The 24,258-nt window shown below is 41.2% G+C and carries 19 protein-coding genes and 1 pseudogene; 13 read left to right on the top strand and 7 right to left on the bottom strand.

Going from position 1 to position 24,258, the window contains the following annotated elements; all coding sequences use genetic code 11:
* The first annotated feature begins 265 nt into the window (after nt 1-265).
* The 7 genes from rpmH (at nt 266) to ppiD (ending at nt 6,609) form a co-directional block, all read left to right on the top strand.
* Nucleotides 266-400 (top strand): 50S ribosomal protein L34, encoded by a 135-nt coding sequence (rpmH, locus tag BKL49_RS10150; protein WP_005539760.1) that lies wholly within the window; start codon nt 266-268, stop codon nt 398-400.
* 12 nt (nt 401-412) lie between these two features.
* Nucleotides 413-772 (top strand): ribonuclease P protein component, encoded by a 360-nt coding sequence (gene rnpA, locus BKL49_RS10155; RefSeq protein ID WP_077425080.1) that lies wholly within the window; start codon nt 413-415, stop codon nt 770-772.
* A complete protein-coding gene (gene yidD / locus BKL49_RS10160) occupies nt 736-996 on the top strand; it encodes a membrane protein insertion efficiency factor YidD (RefSeq protein WP_077425082.1) in 261 nt (86 codons plus the stop codon). Before rnpA ends, yidD begins: the two co-directional genes overlap by 37 nt.
* The gene (gene yidC / locus BKL49_RS10165; protein WP_077425084.1) at nt 996-2,618 is read left to right on the top strand and encodes a membrane protein insertase YidC; all 1,623 of its coding nucleotides are present in this window, start codon (nt 996-998) and stop codon (nt 2,616-2,618) included. The genes yidD and yidC overlap by 1 nt, the downstream gene beginning before the upstream one ends.
* A 133-nt stretch (nt 2,619-2,751) precedes the next feature.
* The gene (gene mnmE / locus BKL49_RS10170) at nt 2,752-4,110 is read left to right on the top strand and encodes a tRNA uridine-5-carboxymethylaminomethyl(34) synthesis GTPase MnmE (RefSeq protein WP_077425086.1); all 1,359 of its coding nucleotides are present in this window, start codon (nt 2,752-2,754) and stop codon (nt 4,108-4,110) included.
* Nucleotides 4,111-4,119: 9 nt separating this feature from the next.
* Nucleotides 4,120-4,683 carry a manganese efflux pump MntP gene (locus BKL49_RS10175; protein WP_077425088.1) on the top strand — a complete coding sequence of 188 codons (564 nt, stop codon included), beginning with the start codon at nt 4,120-4,122 and terminating at the stop codon, nt 4,681-4,683.
* A gap of 63 nt (nt 4,684-4,746) precedes the next feature.
* Nucleotides 4,747-6,609, top strand: coding sequence for a peptidylprolyl isomerase (gene ppiD, locus BKL49_RS10180; RefSeq protein WP_077425090.1), 1,863 nt, complete (start codon nt 4,747-4,749; stop codon nt 6,607-6,609).
* A 540-nt stretch (nt 6,610-7,149) separates the two neighbouring features.
* Here ppiD and ribA read toward each other — a convergent pair.
* Nucleotides 7,150-7,761, bottom strand: a complete 612-nt coding sequence (gene ribA, locus BKL49_RS10185) for a GTP cyclohydrolase II (protein ID WP_077425092.1) — start codon at nt 7,759-7,761, stop codon at nt 7,150-7,152.
* A gap of 68 nt (nt 7,762-7,829) precedes the next feature.
* On the opposite strand from ribA, the gene BKL49_RS10190 reads away from it, so the two are divergent.
* A complete protein-coding gene (locus BKL49_RS10190; protein ID WP_077425094.1) occupies nt 7,830-8,549 on the top strand; it encodes a phosphatase PAP2 family protein in 720 nt (239 codons plus the stop codon).
* A gap of 163 nt (nt 8,550-8,712) precedes the next feature.
* Entirely contained in the window at nt 8,713-9,627 is a 915-nt protein-coding gene (nagK, locus tag BKL49_RS10195; RefSeq protein ID WP_077425096.1) for an N-acetylglucosamine kinase, read from the top strand.
* A gap of 82 nt (nt 9,628-9,709) precedes the next feature.
* Here the strand turns inward: nagK and BKL49_RS10200 are convergent, their stop codons facing one another.
* Nucleotides 9,710-10,897, bottom strand: coding sequence for a YbfB/YjiJ family MFS transporter (locus BKL49_RS10200; protein WP_077425098.1), 1,188 nt, complete (start codon nt 10,895-10,897; stop codon nt 9,710-9,712).
* A 126-nt stretch (nt 10,898-11,023) separates the two neighbouring features.
* On the opposite strand from BKL49_RS10200, the gene BKL49_RS10205 reads away from it, so the two are divergent.
* The 4 genes from BKL49_RS10205 to BKL49_RS10220 all read left to right on the top strand — a co-directional run bounded on the left by BKL49_RS10205 (nt 11,024) and on the right by BKL49_RS10220 (nt 15,610).
* Nucleotides 11,024-11,605: a TetR/AcrR family transcriptional regulator gene (locus tag BKL49_RS10205; protein ID WP_077425100.1), complete on the top strand. Its 582-nt coding sequence runs from the start codon at nt 11,024-11,026 to the stop codon at nt 11,603-11,605.
* A 95-nt stretch (nt 11,606-11,700) separates the two neighbouring features.
* Complete coding sequence (locus BKL49_RS10210; RefSeq protein ID WP_077425102.1) at nt 11,701-12,687, top strand: MBL fold metallo-hydrolase; 987 nt, start codon at nt 11,701-11,703, stop codon at nt 12,685-12,687.
* A gap of 99 nt (nt 12,688-12,786) precedes the next feature.
* A complete protein-coding gene (locus BKL49_RS10215) occupies nt 12,787-13,788 on the top strand; it encodes a helix-turn-helix domain-containing protein (protein WP_077425104.1) in 1,002 nt (333 codons plus the stop codon).
* A 388-nt stretch (nt 13,789-14,176) separates the two neighbouring features.
* The gene (locus BKL49_RS10220; RefSeq protein WP_077425106.1) at nt 14,177-15,610 is read left to right on the top strand and encodes an alanine/glycine:cation symporter family protein; all 1,434 of its coding nucleotides are present in this window, start codon (nt 14,177-14,179) and stop codon (nt 15,608-15,610) included.
* Between the two features lie 286 nt (nt 15,611-15,896).
* Here the strand turns inward: BKL49_RS10220 and tnpA are convergent.
* The 5 genes and pseudogenes from tnpA to BKL49_RS10245 form a co-directional block, all read right to left on the bottom strand.
* Nucleotides 15,897-16,351 (bottom strand): annotated as a pseudogene (tnpA, locus tag BKL49_RS10225) (IS200/IS605 family transposase).
* Between the two features lie 265 nt (nt 16,352-16,616).
* The gene (locus BKL49_RS10230; protein ID WP_158074792.1) at nt 16,617-21,059 is read right to left on the bottom strand and encodes an autotransporter outer membrane beta-barrel domain-containing protein; all 4,443 of its coding nucleotides are present in this window, start codon (nt 21,057-21,059) and stop codon (nt 16,617-16,619) included.
* A gap of 616 nt (nt 21,060-21,675) precedes the next feature.
* A complete protein-coding gene (locus tag BKL49_RS10235; RefSeq protein WP_077425110.1) occupies nt 21,676-22,869 on the bottom strand; it encodes a Bcr/CflA family multidrug efflux MFS transporter in 1,194 nt (397 codons plus the stop codon).
* 1 nt (nt 22,870) lies between these two features.
* Complete coding sequence (gene rsuA, locus BKL49_RS10240; RefSeq protein ID WP_077425112.1) at nt 22,871-23,569, bottom strand: 16S rRNA pseudouridine(516) synthase RsuA; 699 nt, start codon at nt 23,567-23,569, stop codon at nt 22,871-22,873.
* 51 nt (nt 23,570-23,620) lie between these two features.
* On the bottom strand, nt 23,621-24,247 hold the full coding sequence (locus BKL49_RS10245; RefSeq protein WP_077425114.1) for a DUF1919 domain-containing protein: 627 nt from the start codon (nt 24,245-24,247) through the stop codon (nt 23,621-23,623).
* Nucleotides 24,248-24,258: the final 11 nt, after the last annotated feature.

The raw sequence follows: 24,258 nt of genomic DNA on the forward strand, positions 1-24,258 counted from the left end.
CGGTTAAAAATTTCGGTGGATTTTACAATAATCTCAAGAAAAAATCTTCCGCCGAACAAGGAAAAAACGTAAAAAGGTTGCTTGAGATTTTATCGAAAATCCGTATAATCCCCCCGATTTTTAAAGGAATGGGAATTTGTTTTGGCAAAAAATCCTTTTCTTTGTTTGACGAAGGCCCGATTTGTGATTAAAATCGCGCTCTATTTTTTATAACCCTTGTTTTGAATTCAAAACATAACACATTTCTAATTTTAGGTAGATTACAATGAAACGTACATTTCAACCTTCTGTATTAAAACGTAGCCGTACTCACGGTTTCCGCGCCCGTATGGCAACTAAAAACGGCCGTCAAGTTTTAGCCCGTCGTCGTGCTAAAGGTCGTAAAAGTTTATCTGCATAATCGCCCTTGTTAGTGATTAAGCTGAACTTTTCTAGGGAGTTACGTTTGTTGACTCCCGCTCAATTCAAATATGTCTTTGAACAACCGTTTCGAGCAAGCACTCCTGAAATTACCCTTCTCGCCCGTAAAAATAATCTTGAGCATCCCCGCTTAGGTTTGACTGTTGCCAAAAAACACTTAAAACGTGCGCACGACCGCAATCGCATTAAACGCTTGGTGCGTGAGAGTTTTCGTTTATCTCAGCATACTTTGCCGGCGTGTGATTTTGTTTTTGTGGCAAAAAGAGGAATTGGCAAACTCGATAACGCAACATTTCGTCAAACGCTGGAAAAATTATGGCAGCGACACATTCGTTTGGCTCAAAAATCCTGATTGCCCTCATTCGGATTTATCAAGTTACTCTCAGCCCTTTAATCGGACCACGTTGCCGATTTGTTCCAACTTGTTCGTGCTACGGCATTGAAGCGTTAAAAACACACGGATTGTTAAAAGGTGGTTGGCTTACATTAAAACGTGTATTAAAATGCCATCCTTTGAACGCTGGCGGATTCGATCCCGTTCCGCCAAAAATTAATAATAACGATGAGAAAAAATAATGGACTCAAGACGTAGCCTATTAGTGTTAGCACTAATTTTTATTTCTTTCCTGGTTTATCAGCAGTGGCAAATTGATAAAAATCCGCCACCTCAAGTCGCTGAACAAACAACTTCAATTACTTCGGATGTGCCTGCAAGTTCTTCTTCGTCAAGCCAACTCGTGGCTGATTCGCAAATTAAAGGACGTCTTATCACCTTAGAAAATGATGTTTTCCGCTTAAAAGTGGATACATTGGGCGGTGATATCGTGAGTTCCGAACTTTTAAAATATGATGCGGAATTAAATTCCAACACCCCTTTCGTGTTGTTAGAAGATGGTAAAGACCAAGTTTATATTGCGCAAAGCGGTTTGATTGGGAAAAACGGTATTGATACTAAATCCGGTCGCGCACAATATCAAATTGAAGGGGATAATTTTAAATTGGCGGACGGTCAAGATTCCCTTTCTGTGCCGATGATCTTTGAAAAAGACGGCGTGACTTATCAAAAAATATTTGTGTTAAAACGCGGCAGTTATGATGTCGGCGTAAATTATCAAATTAACAACCAAAGTGGTGAGGCGATTGAAGTTGAGCCTTATGGTCAGTTAAAACATACCTTGGTTGAAAGCTCAGGCAATATGGCAATGCCGACTTATACCGGTGGGGCATATTCTTCTTCCGAAACAAATTATAAAAAATACAGCTTCGCCGATATGAAAGATGCCAATCTTTCCATTAATACCAAAGCCGGTTGGGTTGCCGTATTACAGCACTATTTTGTGTCTGCTTGGATTCCAAACCAAGATGTAGATAATCAACTTTATACCATTACGGATACGAAAAATAATGTGGCTTCAATCGGTTATCGCGGCCCGGTGGTGACGATTCCGGCAGGCGCACAGGAAACGATTTCCAGTTCATTATGGACAGGGCCAAAACTTCAAAATGAAATGGAGAAAGTGGCAAATCATTTAGATTTAACCGTAGATTATGGTTGGGCGTGGTTTATTGCAAAACCGTTATTCTGGTTATTGACCTTTATTCAAGGTATTGTGTCTAACTGGGGCTTGGCGATTATCTGCGTTACTATTGTGGTGAAAGCCATTTTATATCCATTGACGAAAGCGCAATACACCTCTATGGCAAAAATGCGTATGTTACAGCCAAAAATGCAAGAAATGCGTGAGCGTTTTGGTGAAGATCGCCAACGTATGAGCCAAGAAATGATGAAACTTTATAAAGAAGAAAAAGTGAATCCATTGGGTGGTTGTTTGCCAATTCTTCTTCAAATGCCGATTTTCATCGCATTATATTGGACGTTTATGGAAGCCGTTGAACTTCGTCACGCACCATTCTTTGGTTGGATTCAAGACTTATCGGCGCAAGATCCGTATTATATCCTGCCAATTTTAATGGGGATCTCAATGTTCCTGTTGCAAAAAATGTCGCCAACACCGGTGGCTGATCCAATGCAACAAAAAGTGATGAACTTTATGCCATTGATCTTTATGTTCTTCTTCCTTTGGTTCCCGGCAGGGCTAGTGCTTTACTGGTTAGTGTCTAACTTAATCACCATCGTACAACAGCAATTAATCTACCGCGGACTTGAGAAAAAAGGATTACATTCCCGTAAAAAATAATCCTAAATATGGTTAAAGAAAGGCATCGTAAGGTGCCTTTTCTATCATTGAAAGATTTATTATTAAGGGGCGTATTGCACGCCCCGTTACTTTTTAATTTGTAAAAGTGCGGTCATTTTTAAAAGAGTTTTTTATGAAAGAAACAATCGTTGCACAAGCCACCGCCCCCGGACGAGGCGGAATTGGCATTATAAGAGTCTCCGGCCCGTTGGCGACCGAAGTGGCACAAGCCGTATTGGGCAAATGTCCTAAACCACGGATGGCGGATTATTTACCCTTTAAAGATACCGATGGCACAGTGCTTGATCAAGGTATTGCCCTTTACTTTAAATCCCCAAATTCTTTTACCGGCGAAGATGTACTTGAATTGCAAGGTCACGGTGGACAAGTGGTTTTAGATTTATTACTAAAACGGATTTTGCAGATTGAAGGGATTCGCTTGGCACGTCCGGGGGAGTTTTCCGAGCAGGCGTTTTTGAATGATAAATTGGATTTGGCACAAGCGGAAGCCATTGCGGATTTAATTGATGCGACTTCCGAGCAGGCAGCCCGTTCCGCCTTAAAATCCTTACAGGGGGAATTTTCTAACAAAGTTAATGCGCTAGTGGATTCGGTGATTTATCTACGGACTTATGTAGAAGCGGCGATTGATTTTCCCGATGAGGAAATAGATTTCTTGGCAGATGGCAAAATTGAAGCGAATTTGCGTGACATTATTCGCCAACTTGATGATGTACGCCGTGAGGCAAAACAAGGTTCGATTCTGCGTGAAGGGATGAAAGTGGTGATTGCCGGTCGCCCCAATGCGGGAAAATCCAGTCTGCTTAACGCACTTGCAGGGCGGGAAGCGGCGATTGTTACCGATATTGCCGGCACAACACGGGATGTCTTGCGTGAGCATATTCATATTGACGGTATGCCGTTGCATATTATTGATACCGCCGGCTTGCGTGAAGCTACCGATGAAGTGGAGCGTATCGGCATTTCTCGGGCTTGGACGGAAATAGAACAGGCGGATCGTATTATTTTAATGCTGGATAGTAGCGATCCTGAAAGCCAAGATCTTGACAAAGTGCGGTCGGAATTTTTAGCAAAATTACCGACTAATATTCCGGTAACAATTGTTCGTAACAAAATCGATTTAAGCGGTGAAGCGGACGGATTAACGGAAGAAAACGGCTATCAAATTATTCGCTTATCCGCCCAAACGCAACAAGGTGTGCAACGACTGCGTGATCATTTAAAACAGGCAATGGGCTTTCAAACCGGTATTGAAGGCGGTTTTCTTGCCCGCCGTCGTCATTTAGAGGCGTTGGAAAAAGCCGCAGAACATTTGCAAATCGGCTTGGTGCAATTAACGGAATTTCACGCCGGTGAATTATTGGCGGAAGAATTACGCTTAGTGCAGGCAAATTTAAGTGAAATTACCGGTCAATTTACCTCTGATGATTTGCTTGGCAATATTTTCAGTTCTTTCTGCATTGGTAAATAAGGTCGAAAAATGACTGTTTATAGCTTATGGCTGATTGCACTTGGACTTTCAATGGATGCTTTTGCCGTAGCCATTTCTAAAGGGTTGGCAATGCGATCATTTCGCTGGAAAACGGCGCTAATGATCGCACTTTGCTTTGGAATATTTCAGGCGGTGATGCCGTTAATTGGCTATGTTTTAGGTTCGCAATTTAGCAAACTGATTCAAGATTGGGATCATTGGATCGCTTTTATTTTATTACTATTAATTGGCGTAAATATGCTCCGTGAAGGTTTGTCGGCGACAGAAGAGAGCGTTTCCCATTTTATCGATATAAAGCATTTACTTACGTTGAGTTTGGCAACCAGTATTGATGCTTTGGCGGTAGGGATTTCTTTTGCTTTTTTGAATATCGATATTACCGAAGCCGTATGGATTATTGGTTTCACCACTTTTGTCATTTCTTTTATCGGCGTAAAGAGCGGTCATTTTTTAGGAAGAAATTTTAAAAATAAAGCCGAAATTTTTGGCGGTTTGGTACTTATTATAATGGGAATTAAAATCCTATTTGAACACGGGGTATTTGCATTTTAAAGTGCGAATTTTCCTGCTTTCGATTATAATCTCGCGGATTTTGTCTTTTTTTAAAGGGTAAATATGTTTATTGAAAAAATGAATGGAGTGGCAAACTCCAAAATTGCAAAATTTATTCTGGGTCTTATCACACTCTCATTTCTTGTGGGGGGGATGTCCGGTTATTTGTTTACAGCAAATGATTCTTATGCAGCGAAAGTAAATGGTGAAACCATTTCTCAGCAAGAATTTATGAATCGTTATAATCAAGAGTTTGAAGCCCGTGCCGCTCAGGAAGGGGAAGCCTTTTTAACCCAATCCGATTCACCGGAATTTGTCAATGCCTTGCGTCAAGGGTTAATTGATCGCTTAGTGGATCAAGAATTACTTCGTCAATATGCCAAAGAACTGAAATTAGGCGTAAGCGATGAAATGATTAAACGTGCGATTGTGACCGATCCGAATTTTCAATCCAACGGTAAATTTGACAACAATCTTTATCAACAAATTCTTGCTCAAAATCGTTTAAGTTCAGACACCTATGCCGGTATTTTGCGTGGTGCATTAACACTTGAACAAATGCAAAACGGTATTGCCGATAGCGAATTTGTGGTGCCGGCACAAGTGAAAGATAATGCTCAAGTTTTTTTCCAAAAACGTATTGCACGTTTAGCCACTTTCTCTCTTGCCGATGAAATGGCAAAACAAAACGTCACCGATGAGGAAGTGAAAAGCTACTATGAAGCCAATCAAAAAAACTTTATTCAGCCGGAGCAGGTGAAAGTGCAGTATATTCACGTTTCCGGTGCGGATATTGCAAAAAATATTCAAGTGAGCGATGTGGAAGTGGCGCAATATTATCAAGATAATAAAGCGCAGTTTATGACACAACGCTTGGCACATATTCAATTTGCCAATGAACAAGAGGCGCAAGCCGTCTATAAAGAATTACAGAATGGGGCAAATTTTGCCGAATTGGCTAAAACCCGTTCGGTGGATAAAATTTCCGGTGAAAACGGTGGGGAATTAGGCTGGGTAAATGCAAACGAATTGCCGAAAGCGTTTGAAGATACCGCCGCAAATCTTCAAGTTGGAGCATATAGTGAACCGGTTAATGTTGACGGCAATTTTCATATCATTTTGGTTGAAGAACGTAAAGAAAAACCGTTGGATGAAGTAAAAGCACAAGTTACCGATTTAGTGCGTAAATCATTATTGGAAAATCGTTTCTATGCCGTTGAAAAAGCGGTTCGCGAAAAAGCCTTTGAAGAAAGTAAATCTTTAAATGCGGCGGCACAGGCTGCAGGTGTGAAAGTGTTGGAGAGCGATTATTTTTCCCGTAAAAATGTGCCGACAGCATTGAATTTCCCAAGTGTGGTATCGGCAGTGTTTGATTCTGATATTGCCAATGGCGGTGCAAATTCTGAACCGCTTAACGTGGGCGAACAGGATATTGTGGTCGTGCGGGTGTTAGATCACAAAGCGGAAGGGGTAAAAACCTTAGAAGAAGCGAAAGAGGATATTACCACCTTCTTAAAACGTGAGAAAGCGGAGAAAGCCTTAACCGCACTTGCCGATGAGCAGGTAAAAGATTTGCCAACCAACCCAACGAAATTACCTTCCGGTATTCATTTTGGTGCGGAGCAAACCTTCACATTTACTGAAAATCAAGATCCGATTTTGCTTAATGGCATCTTTTCAATGACAAAACCGGAAAACGGAAAACCAACCTATAAAGTGGTGCGTAATGGAAAAGGTGATGTCATCGTTGCAGCACTTGATAAGGTGGAGCAAGGCGAGTTAAACGAGCAAGAACTGGCACAATTTGGCGCACAGTTACGCCAAGCCCGTCAGCTTGAGTTACGTACGCAATTAATGCAGGCTTTACGCGAAAAAGCACAAATTGAAATTAATGAAGGCTTTATTCGCCAAGAAGACGAGAATTAATTTTCAATCACTTACTTTCACTTAAAAAACGAAGGACGCCAGCAAAATCTTCAATCATCACAAGATGCGTAAATAACGTGATTGGTAGGGACGCGACAGTTCTATTCTCCCTTTATAACCCCATAATGATAACTCATTGTGGGGTTTATTTATAATACAAGGGACGCGATGCTCGCGTCCTTATCAAAAAATCAAACAATTTCAATGGATTACAATTAAGGACGCCAGCGTGGCGTCCCTACGAATTCATCGAATATACCTCCACCACGCAACGCTTAAATAACGCAATCTTCGCTTTTTCCACTTGTGTATAAAGGGAAGGGAAATTGATGATGTTGTAAAAAACTCACCAAATTCAAATAACGTGATCGTAGGGACGCGATGCTCGCGTCCTTATCAAAAAACCAAATAATTTCAATGGATTACAATTAAGGACGCCAGCGTGGCGTCCCTACCGATCACATTATCTTCGCTTCCTATGCTTTTGGTACTTCTTTCAGTAAACGGAGAGGAGAAAGATAACTTGGGTGTTCTTAGAGATTAAATGGTTTCATTATGATGGACAATATAATGCCCCATTTTTTTCGCTTTTGTTTCTAAATATTGGGTGTTATAGCGGTTTTCTCCCACATTAAGTGGGACACGTTCTACTACATTGATTCCTGCTTTTTTCATTGTCTCGACTTTTTCCGGATTATTGGTCATCAGACGGACTTTTTTTACACCGAGCAATTCAAACATATCCGCACAAACTTCAAAATTCCGCTCGTCTGCTTTAAAACCTAATGCAAGGTTGGCTTCAATGGTATCCATTCCTTGATCTTGTAAAGCATAGGCACGGATTTTATTAATTATGCCAATGCCGCGGCCTTCTTCGCGGTGGTAAATTAATACGCCTCGACCTGCTTCTTTAATTTGATTTAATGCCGTGGCAAGTTGAAAGCCACAATCGCATTTTAAGCTGTGAAGTGCATCACCGGTTAAACATTCGGAATGAATCCGTGCTAAAACAGGTTCATCACTGTTTGAAATATCGCCCATTACCAAGGCAACGTGTTCTTTTTTGGTGTCGGGAAATTCAAAGCCGACCATCTTAAAAATGCCGTATTCGGTCGGTAAATTGGCTTGTGCGACCAATTGAATTTTTGCCATAAAGTCATCCTCATTCATTTTCATTTCTGCTAAAATGCGCACTTCTTTTTTATTATCAAGGGGCGAGCGTGTTTAAAAAGCTGTCATTATATACGTTATTACTTTGTCTTGTACCGTTTTTTATGTGGGGATTTTCCTATCGGTGGAATGGTAACGGGCAATTAACCGAAGCCGATTACTGGCTTTATTTGCTGACCGAAACAGGCAGTGTGCCTTATGCATTAATCACTTGTGCGGTGTTTGCCCTGATTTTTGGTTTTTTGTTTAAATCCCGCAAGCAGTGGTTTTTTGCTGTGGTGGTGATGGCATTTGCCGTGGTAGCAACCCAAGGGGTGAAAACCGGTTTGAAAGCGGTATTTAAAGAACCCCGTCCGTTTACCGTGTATTTGGCAGAACAAACCCATTCAAGTACAGACAGTTTTTATGCCAACAAGCGTTCACAACGTGCCGAGATGGCGAAAAACTTCTACCAAACCCAAGCCGACACACCGGCTTGGTTGGTGAAGCATTATGAAGATGAAACCGGCTATTCTTTTCCTTCCGGTCATACTATTTTTGCGGCAACTTGGTTAATGCTTGCAGTAGGGTTCACTCAGTTGGTGGGAAACCGCACTTGGAAGGCAAAATTATTGATTGGAGCAATCGCGGTGTGGAGTTTCCTTATGCTTATCAGCCGTGTTCGCTTAGGGATGCATTATCCGATTGATCTTCTCATTTCAACCCTTTCTGCGTGGGTTATCAGCGTGGTTATTTTCGGTTTTTTACAAAAAAAACGATCTTCATCATAAAATGAAAAAACAACAGCGGTTAAAATCTTTGACATTATGTAGCAGCTAAACAAGAAAGAGGCTTGGAAACAGATAGGGACGCATTATTTTCTCTTTGTGTTTGCTACATAATACTGAAATCTCAGGCGATTTTAACCGCACTTTTTTTATACAGGAGTTGATTATGTATTATGGTTTAGATATTGGTGGGACGAAAATTGAGCTTGCCGCATTTAATGAAAAATTAGAGAAATTATATTCCGAACGTGTGCCTACGCCACAAACGGATTACGATGAATGGCTTAACACAATTGTGGATTTGGTAAATCGTGCGGATCAGCGATTTGGTGAGCGTGGTAGCGTAGGGCTTGGCGTACCGGGATTTGTGAACCAACAAACCGGTTTGGCGGAAATTACCAATATTCGGGTGGCGGATAATAAACCTATTTTACGTGATCTTTCCGAACGTTTAGGGCGTGAAGTGCGGGCAGAAAACGATGCGAATTGTTTTGCACTTTCTGAGGCGTGGGATGAAGAAAATTTACAATATCCAACGGTTCTCGGATTAATTCTTGGCACGGGCTTTGGCGGTGGTTTTGTATTGAACGGTAAAGTACATTCCGGACAAGTGGGAATGGCAGGTGAATTAGGGCATTTGCAGCTTAATTATCACGCATTAAAATTACTTGGTTGGGACAACGCACCGATTTATGAATGTGGTTGTGGTAATAAAGCCTGTTTGGATACTTATCTTTCCGGTCGTGGTTTTGAAATGCTATATCGTGATTTAAAAGGTGAATCCCTTTCTGCACGGGAAATTATTGATGCATTTTATCGTGGTAAGGAAAGTGCGGTCGATTTTGTGAATCTTTTTGTGGAATTGGCGGCGATTTCTATCGGAAACATCATCACCGCCTTTGATCCACATATGATTGTACTTGGTGGCGGTTTATCTAACTTTGATTATCTTTATGAAGCCTTGCCAAAAGCCTTGCCGCCACATTTAATGCGTACGGCAAAAGTGCCGCCGATTAAAAAAGCCAAACACGGCGATTCCGGTGGTGTGCGTGGTGCGGCAGCCTTGTTCTTGAAAAAATAAACGCAAAAATTTTATTTTTACTTTTTCGATTTCCCTCTGTTTTGACAGAGGGAATTGTTTTTTTAACAGTGATGAACGTTGCTTACTTCACTGCTTTTTGTGACATCGGCAAATAAGATAAGCCAAGAGCAATTATGAGTGCCGCACCACCCACTAAAAACAAGATTCCGTGATTCCCCTGCGTGTAGCTGAAAAGGGCGGAAAGTGCATAGCCTGCAATAGCCTGTGAAGTGGCAAAAAAGACAGTGGCTTTACTCCAGTTTTTATTGCGAACAAGCGGATTTTCCGTCATTTCGTGAATACGAGCCAATACTAATGGCACAATGCCCGGTGGTAGTGTACCAATAATCAAACTTAAAATGGCGAGTAATACCAAATGGTGATTTAACGCCAAAGTTATCAGAACACACATTTGTACTGCTAAAACAAGTTTTAAGGTTGGTTTTGCGCCCCATTTATCGGCTAAATAACCATATAAAATCGGGCCGATAATTGATCCTATTCCGTATAATCCCCAAAATAACGCCCCCATTTCACTACTTTGTTGTAATCCCCGCACAATAAAGTCCACTAAAAAGACAGCGGGCGCAACAATGCTGATGGCAATTAAGGCGTACTGTAAATAAAGCACAAGAAAAGCCGTGCCTTTTTCAACAGGGCATTTTGTATGGGGTAAGGCTGTGTTTTCAGTATGTTGGGAGGGAATGTTTTTCCAAGCGAAAAAGGTGAGAAGCAAGGATAGCCCGCCTAAGCCAAGCCAGGTTTCTTTCAAGCCCATTTTTAGAAAAAAAGGAATGAGTGTTGCCGAGGCAAAAATACCTAAACCGATACCGAGAAAAATGCCTCCGCTGGCTAAATTACGGCGATGAATAGGAATGTGCGGCAAAATAGTTGCGGCAACCACTACCATTATCGCCCCACCGGTGATGCCGGAGACTAATCGCCAAAGGAAATACCAACTACTTGAAAGCGGAAAAGCACAAGCCAAAAAAGAAAGGGCGGTAAGTAACATCATTATTTGTAAGGTGCGGTGATAAGAAATGCGATGGGCAAGTGGGCGACCGCTTAATGCGCCGAGTAGATAACCGGCTAGGTTTGCCGCCCCTAAATATGCTGCATCATCGGCAGAAAACCAATGTTGATCGATAAGTTCCGGTAATAAAGGCGTATAGGCAAAACGGGCAAGCCCGATCGCGATAAGGCTTGCGATCATTCCGGCAGAAATATAGCGTAGCATTTGTTTTGATGATAAATGAGGTTGTTTTTCCATCTAATTTTTCCATAAGTGTCAAAGATAAAAAGACTATACTTTATTTTTGACAATGGTGTCAACTTTGACAATGCTGTTTAAAATCACTACTATGCGTTTTTCAAACAAAAGAAGGGGAGAAAGAAAATGGCAGGTATCAAACAGTTTGATGAACAAGAAGTTTTTGAAAAAGCAATGAAGGTATTTTGGGATAAAGGATTTGCCGCCACTTCTTTACAGGAAATTGCCGATTTGACCGGTTTAAAACGCGGTTCGTTGTATAACGCTTATCAAACCAAAGAACAGTTTTTTTTGAAAGTATTTGAACAACATAAAAACGGCTTATTGGCACAGATTCGTCATTCTCTTGAAGATTCCGACCTACGTTTAGCATTCCAACACTATTTTGATTTTATTATTGATTCAATGTTACAAGGGCAGCCGAGTAGGGGGTGTCTTTCCACAAAAGTGGCATTGGATAGTGGGGCGTTGAATGATGATATTCGTCACGCATTATTGACATTGTTAGAGGAAATTGAAGCGATTATGCTTGCCCGTTTATCACAGGCAACCCCAAGCGATAAATTAAAATTATCACCGATTGAAGCTGCAACTTTATTAGTAACATTCACTCGTGGATTGGTGGTGATTGAACGGGTTTATCAGAGCAAAGAAAAATTACAACGGAATGCCGCATTATTTTTAAAAACATTGTTTGATGGAGCATAAAATGGCGTGATTTGCCAAAAAAATGGCGGATTTTGCCAAATAAAAACCGCCTAAACTCAGTAGAATAGCGGTTTTTTAATTTAGTAGGAAAGACAATGAAATTAACAACATTGGTAAAATCACTGGCTATTGCGACCGCACTTTTTAGTCCTGTTACGATGGCGGAAACCACAACCGTTTCACCGCATTTAGAGACACAAGAAAATCAGGTCGCGGGCTATTTTCGTTTAGCGTTAGATCCAAATACAACGATCACGGCACTTTATGATGGGCCGGTTAATTTACCGACCAAATGGCTTAGAGGCATTGACGCAAAAGAGGCGAATGCGATTTTTGAGCAATTTTTTATGCCCTTGACCGCAGACGGCGTGCAAACTTCCGTCAATGCATACTTAGTTAAACAAGGTGAGCAGTTTACGCTTATTGATGCCGGTGCGGCTAAATGTTTTGGCGATGATTTAGGCAATATCATCAAAAATCTTAATGCTTCCGGTGTAAAAGCGGAGCAAATTAACAATGTTTTTGTTACCCATTTACATCCGGATCACGCTTGTGGAGTCACAACTGTGGAAGGTGAAATGGCATTCCCGAATGCCACTCTTTATGCACCTCAAGAAGATGCGGAATATTGGTTGGGTGAAAAAATCACACACAGTGAATCCGAACACGATCAGGTTTATTTTAAAGCGGCAAGAGCGACTGTCGCCCCTTATCAAAAAGCTAATCGCTTTAACACCTTCAAAAAAGGTGAAAATCCGGTTGCCGGTATTGAAACCCTTGATGAGTTTGGACATTCTCCGGGAATGAGTGGGTATTTGGTTGGCTCGGGAGATAAACGCTTATTAGTATGGGGTGATATTATTCATAGTCATAGTATCCAATTGAAAAATCCTAATATTTCGGTTGAAGTGGATACGGATCAAGAAAAAGCCATTGCCACCCGTAAACGTATTTTAACCCTAGTGGAAGAGGGGAAATTATTGGTTGCCGCGGCACATCTGCCTTTTCCGGGAATCGGGCATATTATCAAAGAAGGTGAAGGATACCGTTGGCTTCCGGTTGAGTTTTTACCGTTAAAATAATGGGATTAAAGCCTGCACATTGTGCAGGTTTTTTTCTGAGTGATGAAATAGAACAAACGAAATGAGAGGGTACATTCTATCGTGCCGAAGAGGGGAAAAATGCCAAAACGTAATGATAAAGTGCCACTTCCGAGATCCACATTGGTTCAACTGAATCAAGAAATTGGCAGTCTGATTGGTATTATGCAGGAAGCCGGAATTTCACCCGTGATTTTGGCTCAGCCTTGCCCAATGTTGAAAACCATTGATTATTTTTCTTTTTGGCGTTGTATTGAAAAATATAATCAGGATGGATTGCTAGGGCTAAGATTGGATAATGGCAATCACTATGGCATTTGCGATCCTGCCGTAATGATGATGCAACATTCCGCGACATTTTTAGATGCCTTAAACCTATTGAGCCGATATAAAAAACTGGTTTGTCCGCAAGCGGTAAAAATTCAATCGGATTCACATCAAACTCTCATTAGTACCCATTGGACGACCACAGAACAATCCGAACCAATGATGATTACCGATATGTTTTTTGCCACCATTCACTCATTACTTCGTCATCATTATCCGAATGTTACACCTTTAAGCATCGAATTAACCCGACAGTCGGTAGTGGAGGGGTATGCCGAACATTTTGGTTGTACGATCAAAACAGGTTGCGAATACAATCGTTTGATTTATCGGACAGAGGTGTTACAAAAACCACTTACCGCACATAATCCCTATTTACTTGATTTGTTGATACCTGAATTTGAAAACGCCTTATTAAAGCAAGCCGGAGATGTGTTAAAACAGCAGATTAAACTCAAAATTTACCGTAATTTAAACGGTTCAAAACCCACATTAAAAACCATTGCGGATCAACTTTTTTTGTCGGAAAGAACATTACAACGTCAGTTAAATAAACATCATTTGAGCTTTCAACAACTTTTAAATGAAACCCGTTTTGAGGCAGCGGAGCAGCTTTTGCAAAAAAATGAAATGAATATTGGCGAAATAGCCTTTTACTTGGGGTATCAAGATATTCACGCTTTTAGTCGGGCATTCCGCCGTTGGTATGGCGTATCGCCTAATCAATGGCGAAAACAGAATAATACGCTTATTTAATTCGGAAAGTTAGGTAAAAATATCGTAAAAAATGAGAGATAGATCATAAATTCAATAAAATTTTTATTTTTTTCTGCGAAATGTTGTTACAATCGCCCACCTGTTATTTAACATTAACTTAACAACGATAGGAGGAATGAGCCTGAGATGAGGCAGGGTTATTCCAATTGTTGTATTGGGTATGATCATTTTAATGTGGCGATAGGGGAAGAGGCATTTAATCATTCATAATAATTTTGTCTGTTTTTTGAATTTTATTCAGTTATGACTCTTTTTATTAGAAAGTATCTTTTCTCATTCCTTTAATTTTTTGAGTCTTTTTGATAAATATCGCTTTTGTTTTTTCTTTCCTTACAATTTTCACCTTTAATGTCATTTGGAGGCATTTATGGAATTAGTGAGCTATTTAGAGCAATTTCTTACTTGGATTGTCGAGCATTTTGACGGCCCATTATGGAACCTCACCATCGTTATCCTATTGGGTGTGGGACTCTTTTTTACTGTCACGACAGGATTTGTACAACTCCGCCTTTTTCCGGCAAGTATTCGTGAAATGTGGTTTGGGCGTGCCGCAGAAGGCAGTTCTTTAACACCTTTCCAAGCCTTTGCTACCGGACTTGCCAGCCGTGTGGGGGTGGGAAATATTGGCGGCGTGGCAACAGCCATTGCCTTGGGCGGTGAAGGTGCTGTGTTTTGGATGTGGTGTACGGCATTTATTGGGATGTCGAGTGCCTTTGCTGAATCCACACTGGCACAATTATTCAAAATTCAAGATAAAGACGGCACATTTCGTGGTGGGCCGGCATATTACATTGTGCAAGGTTTAAAATCCCGCACGATGGCGGTTGCCTTTGCCTTTGCCTTAATTTTTACCTTTGGTTTTGCTTTTAATTCCGTGCAATCCAACTCCATTGTGGAAGCAACCCGCAACGCTTGGAACTGGCAGGGCGAATATGTGGGGATTGTGTTGGTGATCTTAACGGCGGTCATTATTTTTGGCGGAATCAAACGCATTGCGGTGATTTCCAGTAGCCTTGTACCAATGATGGCATTGTTCTACTTAATTATGGCGGTGATTATTCTTGGTATGAATATTGAGTTAGTGCCAAATGTGATCCGCAATATCATCACCAGTGCTTTTACTTTTGATGCAGCCGCAGGCGGTTTCTTCGGGGCAATGGTATCAAAAGCAATGATGATGGGAATTAAACGCGGTTTATTCTCAAATGAAGCCGGTATGGGATCGGCACCAAATGCCGCCGCTGCCGCACACGTTAAACATCCGGTTAGTCAAGGTTTAGTACAAATGCTAGGTGTGTTTGTAGATACAATGATGGTATGTACCTGCACGGCGATTGTTATTTTATTATCGAATAACTACGGCGGCGAAGAATTAAAAAGTATTTCGCTTACCCAAAATGCCTTGCAATATCACGTTGGTGAGTTTGGTGTTCATTTCCTTGCTTTCATCCTACTTCTATTCGCTTATTCTTCCATTATCGGTAACTATGCTTATGCGGAAAGTAATATTCGTTTTATAAAAAACAAACCTTGGTTTGTGTTTACATTCCGTTTAGCGGTATTGTTTTTCGTCTATTTCGGTGCGGTACGTTCCGGCAATGTGGTGTGGAATTTCGCCGATACGGTAATGGCGGTGATGGCGATTATCAACCTAGTCGCGATTGTGATTCTTTCCCCAATTGTGTGGAAATTAATGAAAGATTATCAACGTCAATTAAAAGCCGGAAATACACCGGAATTTAGAATTGAAGACTATCCTGAATTAAGAAAACGCGTGCTTGAACAACAGACGTGGAAGTAGCAGTATTATGTAGCAAACGCACAAAGAGAAAATAACGCGACCGATAGGACGTCACGCTTGACATCCTTATCAAAATTCAACTAACTTCAGTAGATTAATATTAAGGACGCCAAGCGTAATGTCCCTATTGTTTCCCAAAAACGTTCATTGTGCAACAAGTTACATAATACCGAGAAATAACATCTGCACGTAAAATGTGCGGTTTTTAGGCTACTACCCTATAAGGGCCTCGTACTTCACCTGCCCCTCAAGAGGCAGGTGAATACTGACAACCGCGATTTAAACCCTATGGCTTACCCCTTAAAAGGTCCACATCTTCTTTCTTCGATAAATTCTTTTTCCCTGATTCCTTATATATTTCTCTACCGCCTTTGTATTCAAATCGACCGGACTCACATAAAATCCTTTCACCCAAAAATTTCGATTACCATATTTATATTTTAAATTTGCGTGTCTTTCAAAAATCATTAACGATAATTTACCTTTTAGGTAACCCATAAAACTTGATACTGATAATTTGGGCGGGATTTTTACTAACATATGAATGTGATCTTTCATTGCATGTGCTTCTATAATTTCTACATTTTTATAGGCACACAACTGTCTTAATATGCTATCTATATCTGCTTTTAGCTTTCCGAAGATCACTTTTCTTCTATACTTAGGAATGAAAACTATATGACACTTACAGTTCCATCCGGCGTGTGGTAGACTTGGGTCGTCATTGGATTTATTTGCCATTGACTTATTCTCCTATATGTTGAATTTGGGTTGTCAGCCTTATTCATTATAGGAGAATTTCTATTTTACTCATCACTTAAGCTCTTCGATTCCACATGCATAGCGTGTGGTTTTTTTATAGCTAGACGTTGTCTAGCTATAAGAGAAAAAGTGCGGTCAAATTTGACCGCACTTTTTTATGCCTTTAAATCTATTGGTTTTTGTGTGGTGACAATATAATACCTAAATTAGTGAATAGGATATATTAATTGTTTTATTTTTGGAGTTAAAAGGTATAACCCAGTTTCATATGACCAATAGTTTGATTACCTGATTTGGCTAAGGCTTTCTCGATTTTTATATCAAAGGCAAGACCATTACGCCATTCGTAGCCAAAACCTGCCCCAATATTGGTAATATTACGGTTTGGTTCACTGTAAATTGCAAATTGACTGCCGTTATGGAAGCGTCCTTGCAACGCTTTTTCACGGGAAAGAACACGATAATCCGTACTGACTTTGAATTGTGCCTTGCCATTAGTGGTGGGGAATGTGCCAACAATTTCTTGACCAATTCCGGCTTCCAGATAGTTTGTGTGCAATGCGTCAATATTTAGGCCTGCTGCACCGTTTTCATTCACCGCTTGTTGGTTAAAGCGGGTATAAGCTACGTCCACTTTGGGCATAAATTGCCACTGTTCGCTTAACGGTAAGGCATATTTCAGTTGTGTATAGACGCTGATGGCATTGGCTTTGATACGAGCGTCAAATTGGTGGCTATTGTAGCCGTTGCTGATGTAACGTTTGCCGTTTAAGCGATTTTGAGCATACATCACACCGCTTGTAAGCGTGAGGCGATCAAAATATTTGCTTAAATAAGCCCCAAGGGCGATGCCGTTGCCGCTTAACCGGCTTTGATTGAGACCGGTGATGGTTGTTTTGTTCGTGCCGATATGTGTGCCAACAGTCAAATTGTCATTCACGCCATAGTGAAGTGCAAGCATTGAACCACTTGTGGTGGCTTTATCGGCGGTTTGGTGGTAATCGGTCTTATCGAAAAGACCTTGTGCCGCAAGGTGCCATTCTTGATCTTTCAAACGTTTTTGCATTGCAGATAACGCAAGGCGTTGTTGCGAAATGGTTTGATTTAAGCGATGAACTACTGCACCGTAAATATTGTGTTCTACGGTTTCCGCTAAATAATGATTAATGGCATTATTGGCTTGCTGTGTTGATTTATCCGTGGTTAAAGCGGATGCTTCTAACGGATTTATGCCATTTGCTTTCCAGCCGGTAATGTAGCTATTGTAAGCATTAGCATAGGCAGTGTTAAAGTGCGTTTCCGCTTTGCTTTGCTTGGTGGCTAACGCTTGGCTAAGCTCAGCAATTTTTTGTTCTAACTTTGCAATTTTTTCACGACTATCCTGTACCTGTACATTCGGCTGTGTAAGTTGAGTCGAAGATTGATCTGGTTGTAGGTTTGGTTCTACCATTGCATTTTGTAAAGCTTGTTGTGCCTGAGCTAATGTTTTGCGTAAGCTATCCAATTCGGCTTGTTGCTGCTGTTGGGCTTGGTTATGAGCCTGTTCCTCCTTGGCTTTAGCTTTTTCTACCTCGGCAAGTTGTTGTTGTAGCGCAGCTAAATCTTCTTGCTGTTTTTTTACTTCTTCCGCACTCAATACGACTTTAGGTTGAATCAACAATTTGCCGTCTTTAAAGACAGCTGACTGTAAAACGTTATTGGTTGCAAAGGTGATTTTCGGATCAAGTTTTGAATGGGCAAATTGTATTTCATATTCGCTTAATGCTTTAGCGGCATTGACCACAAATTTACCGCTCCCGTTTAATATGAGCTTATTGGTACGATTACCGTATAAGGCGTGATTTTGCGGATCTAGCACTTGATAATGCAGATCTTGATTGAGCATAATATTCTGCGTACCGTCCACCTTCGCATTTGCCAAGAAGAGTGTTTCTTGGTTAATCACTAGATTTTCCGCATTCGCCACATTGTAGCCTACCTGAATCGGTGAGCCGCTTATATCCGCTTTACCAAAGTTTAGGGTATCGTTGCCTTCGCCTAAATCAATGGTTTTGCCGTTAAAGCGGGCAGTGCTGTCTGCAATGGTGAGTTCGTCATCACCACTTTTAAGATCAATATCACCGTTAATGTGGGATTGATTGCCAAAGGTAAATTTGTTCGCTTCGTTATCGCCCAATACGGCAAGTGGTTTCTCCATTTTATTAACCATAAAGCCGTTGGTATTTAAGGTTGTGCTGTCTGCATTCACCTCACCGCTCCCTGTAATTTTTAATGTGGTTTTATAGCCGTTTATGATGGAATCGGTTAAATTGACGTGATGGCCGACAACCAATGCACCGTTTGCCATTCCAACACCATTAATAATGGTGTGGGTGATATTCTCATTGGTCGTGGTCACTTTTTCGCTATCTTTACTGTTCGCAACAAGCGGTGCGTTAATGACTTGGTAAGTTTTTCCATTTTTTGTAAAGGAAGAAGGGGCATTACCTACGGTGATGCTTTCAATTTCTTCATTCTCATTGAGTTTGATGTATAAACCGCCATTTTTCACTTTGTGATCAGTTTTATCCGCGGTATCAAAATAACGGTAATATTGGTCGTAAGTTTGATCCTGCTGATAATTCCCGATGATCATTCGCCCGGCAAGAATGCCGTAATTTGCAATATTTCCTTTAAAACCGGAACGGTAATCCGGATTATGGATACTCCAAGAGGTATCAATCTTACCCCGAGCCAATAATGCACTGTGATTTCCAGAAATAATCCCCGCATTGGTAATGTTCGAGTGATGTTCTGCATTGACGGCAACACCCGCACCATTGTTACGGTAATCAACACGGGTAGGTTTCCCTTGCGAAAAACCTTGCCATACTTTCGTATAACCACTGATGACGCCGCTGTTATCAATATTGCCTAAACGGGCATTTTGTTGACCGTACTCGCTGGATTCACTGTAAGTCCACGCCGAAATACCGTTACCGCCGGCGTGAACAGTGGTTGCACTTTGTACAGTAGCCTGTTGATGAGTTGGTGTTGTCGATGTGGTTGGTGGTTCACAACCCGGTGTACCGGCGGCGAGCCATTTGCAGTCTTCCGCACTTAAACGACCGTTTGTTCCGGCAGTGGTGAAAGCATTTTGCGAGGTATTGATCTCCGGAATAAATTCTTTATCTGTCTCATTGCTAGATTTACCGCTACGCACTTCTAAGTGGCCCCGAATAATACCGCTATTATCCACATTGCCGATAGTCGAGTTTTGTCCGCTGTTTCCTTGTGCAGAAGTGGATAAGCCATTACCGGACACATAGCTAATCGCCATTATTTCGCCCATACCGTTACCCGCTTGCACGTTTGCCGCACCGCTAATCCGACCGCTGTTTTGTACATTTCCTAAGGTTGCATTGGTTGGGTAAGCGGTTTGACCGTTGGACGATTCCGCCATTACTGCCACGCCGTTACCGCTACTGTGGGATTTAGCGTTGGAATAAAGGTGAAAGCCTTGATAATTGGCGTTATTGCCGGAAATTTGTTCCAATGAGCCGGTAATTTCGCCAGAATTTTGGATATTTCCGACCGCACTTTCCGTTCTATTTTTCGCAAATTGCCCGCTTAATGCCATGGCGGAAATCCCGTTCCCACTATTGGTAGCGGATGTGCCGGTATGGGTTGTATTTTGACCGCCCAACAAGTGAGCTTCGCCAACTAAATGGCCGCTATTGTGAATAGTACCTAATTTGGCGAAATTATTTTTTCCTTCCGAGAAGGTTTGCTTGTCAATGGTATTTACATAGGAGGCGGCAGATATTGCATTACCGGAAGCTGTGGTGGTTACGGAATAGAATTGAGGTTTATAGCTTGAGGTACGAGCCATTGTATTTTGATTTGCCTGTGCATGAATTTTAGCGGCGATTATACCGTCGTTATTAACATTATTTAGGCTAACGTCAACGGTTTTTCCTTCAAAATCCACCCCTTCCAATTCCGGGGAAGCTGGCGTAACGTCTGCAACGGCACGGGGTTGGGCGCTTGAACTACGGCTTGTATGTCTACGGGATACGCCCGTTGCACCGCTATAACCGTCCGCAATGCCATCGGCACTGATTTCGGCATTATGCTTACCAAAATCTGCCAACCCAACAATCGAAATACCGTTCCCGCTACCATAGCTTTGAATATCGCCGTGGGTTTCTGCTGCTCCGCCTTGTAGCGCTGCTTCCGCCGCAATTGAGCCATTATTGGAAACATTATCAAGTGTAAAGATGACATCATTCGCATTGCTGGGAGCTGACCAACCGAGTGCATCGATCCCATTTGCTACACCATCAATGGAAATTGCACCTCGTCTATCTTCGGATTCTGTAGTCGGTAGCCCCGTTGCAACCACTTTACCGATAATTTGCCCTTGGTTATTCGCACCGGTTTGCGGTACTTTGCCATCATTATCTTTTGGATTGCCATACCAAATAATCCGTACCGGGTTACCCGAACGATTAAATTTCCCTTTAATTCGTTCTTCAGTATTTTCGGTTGGCGAGATAGTGTCAATTCTTTCAATTCTATCCTCGGCATTCACTGTTGCAATCGTTCCTTTGCCTCGTTCATAAGCCGTAGCGGAAACAGAAGTCACTGCAACGGTAACTGCACTGAACGTCAAGCCTTTCAGTAATAAATAAGATTTACTATCCATAGTTTTTCCTTTTTTCATTGCTAAATTGTGCCGAGATTTTAATTTTATTGATAATGATAATCAAGATCATTTTGTTTATGGGGTACTAATAATTTTGATATTCGTTGATATCTATTTTATCGCTCCTCAAATAGCCCCCACATTTGAATGAAAATAGTGGGAATTATTTTGATTATCTTTGATATTAATACGACCCACATACGTGAATATTGGTAGTCAAGATTTTATGACGAATAGTATCAATCGAGTGGGATAGTGATACCGTCTTAGATTGTAGAGATTAATAGAGAATTAACGTCAGTTAAGAGGAGCTAAAACGGCTACGCTTAGCATTAGAAATTATTCGGAATTAAGAATCCTGTGTTAGAACAAAAAAGTGAGAATAGTGATATGTTGTACTGAACAACACGATATTATGTAGCAAATGCACAAAGAGAATATAACGTGAGCGGTAGAGAAGCTATGCTTGGCGTACTTATTAAAATCCAAATAATTTTAATGAGTTAATATAAGAACGCCAGTATGGCATCCCTACAAAATCCTATTATTTGGCTTTGTATATTTGCTACATAATACCTGAAAATAGAAAAAGTGCGGTCAATTTTGACCGCACTTTTTACGCTTTTAAATTTCGATAGGTCAGGAAATAGTAAGCTAATACAGAAATAACGACACAGCCCCCCATAGTGAATAACATTGGTGCGGCGGTATCCATTTTCATCATTGCGACCAGAGATCCCATTATTGCACCAACTGCAAAACGCACGCTGCCCATTAGGGAATTGGCGGTGCCTGCCATTGTTGGGAATTTTTCCAGAACAGATGCCATTGCATTGGAAGAAATGAGTGGGTTTTGTCCCACGAAAAATGCTACGCCGAGTGCCATAGACCAAAAGCCAAAATCAAAAAGTGCGGTCAAAACCAGCCATATTCCGGCCAAAAATTGGATCGCTAACCCAATGCGTAACATTGTTTCTGCACCAACTTTAAGCACAAATCGCCCGTTTAAAAAAGAGGCAAAAGTCATAATGGCAATATTCAACATAAAGAAATAACCGAATTGATCTACCGCAATGCCGTAAATGCCGATATACACAATAGAACCTGCCGTCACAAATGCGAATAAACCGCCAAAGCCAAAAGAGGCGGCAAACATATAGCCCAGCACTTCTTTTTGTTTCCAGAGGCTCATAAAGTTACGGGCAATAATATTGAGGCGTAGTGGAATCCGATTTTCTTTTTTATGGGTTTCCGGAATCACCACAAAAACCAATAAGGCGGATAATCCCCCCATAATGGCGATCACATAAAAAATGGCGTGCCAATGGAAATATTTCACAATATAACCGCCAATGATAGGTGCAATGAGAGGTGCGATCATAAACACAAGGGTAATGGTGGACATCACTTTGGAAAGTTCATCTTTGCTAAATAAATCCCGCAGCAATGCCCCTGATAGCACAACCGGTGCGGCACCAAAAAAGCCTTGTACAAAACGAAGTGCGGTGAAATTTCCGATAGAATTTATTTCGGTCAGAATAAGGGCGGTGATCGCGCCGATAATCACACCAAGTAAAATTATCGGTTTACGTCCGAAGCTGTCGCCAAAAGGCCCCCAAAATAATTGTCCAAACGCCATTCCATAGGCAAAAGCTGTGAGGGTATGTTGCACTTGCTCGGGGCTGATGTTGAGATCTTTCGCAATTTCTAAAAATGACGGCAAATACATATCCACCCCGAAAGGTGGGAGCATAGATAAAATGCCGAGCGTAACAATAAAAATAAAGGTAGGTTTTACATTTTGTGTCATCTTATTTCACCAAACTATCAATTTCTGCTTGCGTAAGGGGACGATATTCCCCTTCCTCTAAGGTTTCGTCTAACATCACATCGCCAATTTTCCACCGGTGCAAGCCAATCACTTTATTACCGAGTGCGGCAAACATTCGTTTGACTTGATGATAACGCCCTTCCGAAATGGTTAGATTGACATTGTAATCATCCAAAATTTCAAGTTTTGCCGGTTTGGTCGGATTTTTTTCACCGCGTAATAAAATGCCGTCAGCACAGGCTTGCACATAATGTTTCTCCACCGGATCGGCTAGGGTAACGAGATAGGTTTTCTCACAATGATGTTTGGGGGATGTAATACGATGTGACCATTGCCCGTCATCGGTTAAAAGCACAAGACCTGTGGTATCTACATCTAAACGCCCTGCGCTATGGAGTTTGCCGGCAAGGGGATAATCGAAGAATTGATAAATGGTTGGGTAATCACCGTCATCATTTGAGCAGACATAACCTTGGGGTTTGTTCAACATAAAATATTGTCCGCTTTCCAGCCAATTAAGGTGTTTATCCTCAAAATAAACTTCATCATTTTGTGTAATTTTACGCGCGCTGTTTTTTTCAATTTCACCGTTAATTTTGACCGTACTTTGGCGAATGGCTTTAGTGGCTTGAGAGCGGGTTAAACCGGTATTTTCGGCTATAAATTTATCTAATCGCATAGGTGTTCTCTTTCGTTGGTTGTTTTACATTATTGGAGTAGAAAATGAAGATTAGCGTTGATTAAACCACGCCACATAATCAAATTGATCGTAATATTTTTCCCCATTCCAGCCTGAAAACGTAAAAATATCGCCCACTTGGTTTTGATTTTCAAAACCTTTGATGTAAAAGGCAGAAGCCAGTTCGGGATAAGGTTTATGGGTAAAAACCACTTTATTTTTGAAGGGCAGTTGATCAAATGCCACTAAATCTTCATAGACAATCCCTTGTGTGCCATCTTTATCCGTCATCACAATAAATAAGTTATCAAGATTAATTCGTGCCGTGCGGGCGAGCCATTTTTCTTTCGCTTCCTGTTCACTGTGATAGTGCATAAAGTGAATTTTAAGATCCGCAAGTTTGCCAACGGGATAGGCTTTTTCTGACGGTATAAATTCAAGCGGTTGTTGTTGATAAAATTCAATATTTTGAAGGTAACGGATAAAATCTTTCGGGCTGAGGTAAAGATTGACAAAGGGAGAATTAAAAGGCTCATTTAAATCGTGCAGAATAAATGCCCCCACACAGTTGGCTGAAATCACACTCATTCCGTGATTTTCTAAACGGGATTTGAGACGGCGATTAATGGATTTTCGTTGCCATTTATTGAGGGCATTTTTTAACATTGATAACAGCATAACATTCTCCT

This window comes from Rodentibacter myodis (assembly GCF_001999305.1).
GTDB classification, from domain to species: domain Bacteria; phylum Pseudomonadota; class Gammaproteobacteria; order Enterobacterales; family Pasteurellaceae; genus Rodentibacter; species Rodentibacter myodis.

What these genes read in the sequence shown, in the direction of transcription:
- rpmH (WP_005539760.1), top strand. Translation starts at nt 266, where the DNA reads ATGAAACGTACATTTCAACCTTCTGTATTAAAACGTAGCCGTACTCAC.
- yidD (WP_077425082.1), top strand. Translation starts at nt 736, where the DNA reads ATGGCAGCGACACATTCGTTTGGCTCAAAAATCCTGATTGCCCTCATT.
- yidC (WP_077425084.1), top strand. Translation starts at nt 996, where the DNA reads ATGGACTCAAGACGTAGCCTATTAGTGTTAGCACTAATTTTTATTTCT.
- mnmE (WP_077425086.1), top strand. Translation starts at nt 2,752, where the DNA reads ATGAAAGAAACAATCGTTGCACAAGCCACCGCCCCCGGACGAGGCGGA.
- BKL49_RS10175 (WP_077425088.1), top strand. Translation starts at nt 4,120, where the DNA reads ATGACTGTTTATAGCTTATGGCTGATTGCACTTGGACTTTCAATGGAT.
- ppiD (WP_077425090.1), top strand. Translation starts at nt 4,747, where the DNA reads ATGTTTATTGAAAAAATGAATGGAGTGGCAAACTCCAAAATTGCAAAA.
- ribA (WP_077425092.1), bottom strand. Translation starts at nt 7,761, where the DNA reads ATGGCAAAAATTCAATTGGTCGCACAAGCCAATTTACCGACCGAATAC.
- nagK (WP_077425096.1), top strand. Translation starts at nt 8,713, where the DNA reads ATGTATTATGGTTTAGATATTGGTGGGACGAAAATTGAGCTTGCCGCA.
- BKL49_RS10200 (WP_077425098.1), bottom strand. Translation starts at nt 10,897, where the DNA reads ATGGAAAAACAACCTCATTTATCATCAAAACAAATGCTACGCTATATT.
- BKL49_RS10205 (WP_077425100.1), top strand. Translation starts at nt 11,024, where the DNA reads ATGGCAGGTATCAAACAGTTTGATGAACAAGAAGTTTTTGAAAAAGCA.
- BKL49_RS10210 (WP_077425102.1), top strand. Translation starts at nt 11,701, where the DNA reads ATGAAATTAACAACATTGGTAAAATCACTGGCTATTGCGACCGCACTT.
- BKL49_RS10215 (WP_077425104.1), top strand. Translation starts at nt 12,787, where the DNA reads ATGCCAAAACGTAATGATAAAGTGCCACTTCCGAGATCCACATTGGTT.
- BKL49_RS10220 (WP_077425106.1), top strand. Translation starts at nt 14,177, where the DNA reads ATGGAATTAGTGAGCTATTTAGAGCAATTTCTTACTTGGATTGTCGAG.
- BKL49_RS10230 (WP_158074792.1), bottom strand. Translation starts at nt 21,059, where the DNA reads ATGGATAGTAAATCTTATTTATTACTGAAAGGCTTGACGTTCAGTGCA.
- BKL49_RS10235 (WP_077425110.1), bottom strand. Translation starts at nt 22,869, where the DNA reads ATGACACAAAATGTAAAACCTACCTTTATTTTTATTGTTACGCTCGGC.
- rsuA (WP_077425112.1), bottom strand. Translation starts at nt 23,569, where the DNA reads ATGCGATTAGATAAATTTATAGCCGAAAATACCGGTTTAACCCGCTCT.
- BKL49_RS10245 (WP_077425114.1), bottom strand. Translation starts at nt 24,247, where the DNA reads ATGCTGTTATCAATGTTAAAAAATGCCCTCAATAAATGGCAACGAAAA.